Origin of the sequence: Caballeronia humi (genome assembly GCF_001544475.1) — a bacterium.
GTDB classification, from domain to species: Bacteria; Pseudomonadota; Gammaproteobacteria; order Burkholderiales; family Burkholderiaceae; genus Caballeronia; species Caballeronia humi.
Genome location: NZ_FCNW02000166.1, coordinates 1 through 1,673 on the forward strand (window position 1 = coordinate 1; position 1,673 = coordinate 1,673).

Here is a 1,673-nt window from a genome sequence, read left to right on the forward strand (position 1 = left end):
GCGAGCGCGTCGCCATTCTCGCATCGTGGAATCAGCAACGACGATCCCGTGAAAACCCCCGCTTCTTCAGCACAGCCTTAATCGGCTTCTCAGTCGAACCAGGGGGAACCTTCCCTGCCGACGCAGCTGCAACGACCACTCCTTTGACGAGGTCCGGCCGATCGGCGGCCAACTGGCGGGCGGCAAAATTGCCCCACGCATGGCCCACGACAACGACGGGGCCAGCGTGCTTTGCCTCGATAACCATCGCCACGTCGGAGGCAAAGTCGTGCACATTCAGGTTATCCATCGGGCCCCTGCTTTTCCCAACTCCACGCGGTTCAGGACGGAGCACGCGGAAGCCGTCAGCCACCAAATACTGAGCCACCTCGTCGTAGTCTCGCCCTGAACGACCCAATGACGGAAGAATAGCGATAGTCGGACCTTTGCCCTGGCTAAGTACTTCAATTTGCACGTTTCCGTGTTTAACAACGTCATCACTGACTGTGCTGTCACCGGTCGCAGCGAAAGTGCTTGCGGAAAAGGAAAGGATGACGGCGGCGAGACTGAATTTTGAGAGTTTCATGCGGGTGGTCCTCGAAATGTATATGCCAGTCGGATAGCGTCAGCGTTGTGCTGTCACCGTCCGTAAATGTTGTGAGCGAAGCGTGCGATGGCTTGGCTCATAGCACGGGGCTGTTCCGGCGCCATTGGATGACCGGCGTTCGGAATGACCTCCACCGTGACACGGTCTCCCAGCATCGGCTTGAAGACGTTGGGCACAACCACGGCGTCGTATTGACCTTGGAGGTCAAGAATGGGAACGGTGCCGCCGGCGAAATAGGCATCGACTTGCGTCATGTTTCTCGCGTGCGCCTCTGCTTCGTGAGTTGCCGGATACCAGCCACTCAGCCAGGGGCGAGGGTCGTGTCCCGGCGCAAAGAACGCTTGCTGCAGATACGTCAGCCGCTGCTTTTCAGGCAAGGCGAGGTTGCCCGAGCCATCGATGGCATCCCGGAGGCGCCCGTATGGCTTCTCGTTCGACCCGGGCGGCAACTTTCCGGCAGATGCGGCTGCCATGACCAATCCACGGACGAGATCCGGGCGGTCTACCGCCAACATCCGTGCTGGCTGACTTCCCCAAGCGTGACCGACCACGACGACGGGCCCTGTCTTTTGATGGTCCAAGACTGACGCGACATCAGCAGCGAAGTCGTGCATATCGATCCCAGTCAGAGGACCGCCACTTGCGCCGATTCCTCTTGGCTGAGGTCTCATTACCGTAAAGCCGTCACGCGCGAGATACGCAGCGACTTCGTCAAAGTCCCCGGCACCCCTTCCAAGGGATGGAAGAAGCACGATGACCGGACCCGTACCTTGCCGGATGGTCTCGATGTGAACATTGCCTCGCGTTGTCGTGAGGCGCTCGGGTGCCGCGTCATTTGGTGCGTGTGAAGCACAGCCGAACGCGCAGAATGAGATCGCAAGAGCAATGACGCGAGTTATTACCTTCATACAACCGTCTCCTTTCTTAGCACTACAGTCGTAGCTATTTTTTACTATACTACGTTAGTACTACTACAACGGTGTAGAGCTATGAAAGAGATCGCGAAGGCGTGGGAACGTGAACTGGATGGCTTGCATGAGAGACTCGGTGGCCTGTTCAAACGTGCTGAGCCGCGGCAGCGGTCGCT

2 protein-coding genes are annotated in these 1,673 nt (G+C 58.3%); both read right to left on the reverse strand.

The features are described from left to right. Window positions 1-31: 31 nt before the first annotated feature. A complete protein-coding gene (locus tag AWB65_RS34785) occupies window positions 32-565 on the reverse strand; it encodes an alpha/beta fold hydrolase (RefSeq protein WP_087660653.1) in 534 nt (177 codons plus the stop codon). 53 nt (window positions 566-618) lie between these two features. Continuing rightward, window positions 619-1,494, reverse strand: a complete 876-nt coding sequence (locus AWB65_RS34790) for an alpha/beta fold hydrolase (protein ID WP_087660654.1) — start codon at window positions 1,492-1,494, stop codon at window positions 619-621. Between the last annotated feature and the right edge of the window lie 179 nt (window positions 1,495-1,673).